This window comes from Streptomyces phaeochromogenes (assembly GCF_001418655.1).
In the GTDB taxonomy this organism is placed as follows: Bacteria; Actinomycetota; Actinomycetes; order Streptomycetales; family Streptomycetaceae; genus Streptomyces; species Streptomyces phaeochromogenes.
The window spans coordinates 1-1,386 of record NZ_LIQZ01000683.1; the positions used below are offsets into that span (position 1 = coordinate 1).

At 72.3% G+C, this 1,386-nt stretch carries 1 protein-coding gene and 1 pseudogene; both read left to right on the top strand.

Annotated elements, in window-relative coordinates:
* On the top strand, window positions 1–1,178 hold a 1,178-nt coding region (locus AOK17_RS47540; protein WP_055618826.1), incomplete at its 5' end, for an FAD-dependent monooxygenase.
* An 84-nt stretch (window positions 1,179–1,262) separates the two neighbouring features.
* A pseudogene (locus tag AOK17_RS53450) lies at window positions 1,263–1,386 on the top strand (2-hydroxy-6-ketonona-2,4-dienedioic acid hydrolase); the annotation flags it as partial.

A 1,386-nucleotide genomic window follows, 5' to 3' on the forward strand; every position in this document is an offset into this window, starting at 1 on the left:
CCGCAGACGGGGCCGGGGCCGGCGTCGAACTGACGGTGGTCGGCACGGCCGACGACTCCGTGCACCGGCTGCGCGCCTCGTACGTGATCGCGGCCGACGGCGGCTCCAGCCTGATCCGTTCGCAGCTGAACGTCGGCTACGAGGGGCGCACGTACGAGGACCGCTGGGTGGTGATCGACACCGAGATGATCAAGCCCTGGCCGGACCACGACCGGCTGCGCTTCCACTGCGACCCGGCGCGGCCCGCCGTGGACTGTCCCACCCCGCTCGGCCACCACCGCTGGGAGTTCCCGATCCTGCCGGGCGACGACGAGACGTACCTGACCACCGACGAGGCGGTGTACGCACTCGTGGCCAGGTACGGGATCAGCCGGGACAGCATCCGGATCCTGCGGGCCACCGTCTACAGCCACCATGTCCGCTTCGCTGCGCGATTCCGGGTGGGTCGGGTCTTCCTGGCCGGTGACGCCGCCCATGCCATGCCGCCGTGGATCGGCCAGGGCATGGCCGCCGGGGTGCGCGACGCGGCCAACCTGTGCTGGAAGCTCGACGCCGTCCTGCGCGGCGAACTCCCCGAGACCGTGCTCGACAGCTACGAGGCCGAACGGAAACCGCACGTCAGGGAAGTCACCAGACGCGCGGTGTTCGTCGGGCGGATCATCACCGAGCGGCGCCGGCCCGTCGCCGCGGTGCGCAACTCCGGACTGCGGGTCCTCAACCGTGTGCCGGGCTTCGGCAACTGGTTGCAGGACTCGAACTGGATACCCGTCGCCCGTTACGCCACCGGCCTGCAGGCCCGCCCCCGCACCAAGGCGTCCGGCCTCCAGATCCCCCAGCCCTGGGTGACCGGGCCCGACGGACTGCGCGTACGGCTGGACGACGTGCTCGGCAACCGCTGGCTGCTCCTGCACTCCGGATCGGTCACGCCCCAGCCCGCGTGGGACCGGCAGGGCGTCCCCTCGCTCACCATCACGCCCGCCGGGTCCCGGCCGGCCGAGGGCACCCTCGTCGACAGCGACGGCGTCCTGCTGCCCTGGCTGGCCCGGCACCGCGCGGCCACGCTCGCCCTGCGCCCGGACGCCTACGTCTACGCGGCCGCTCCCGCGGGTGCCCAACTCCCGCCACCCCCAGGCGGGTTCACTCCAGCGGCGCGCCCGACCGCGACCACCAGCCAGTGATCCGCCCCCAGCAACCCCTCCCCCAGCGATCCCTCCAATGATCCGCCCGATGATCCAGACAGTGATCCACTCAGCGAGGACACCATGACCACACAGACCCAACTGCCGTCGATGCGCGAGTCCCTGCTCGACGTCGCGGGCAAGAAGATCTTCGTCGCCGAGACCGGTGACGGCCCGCCCCTGCTGCTCCTGCACGGCGGCGGCCCCG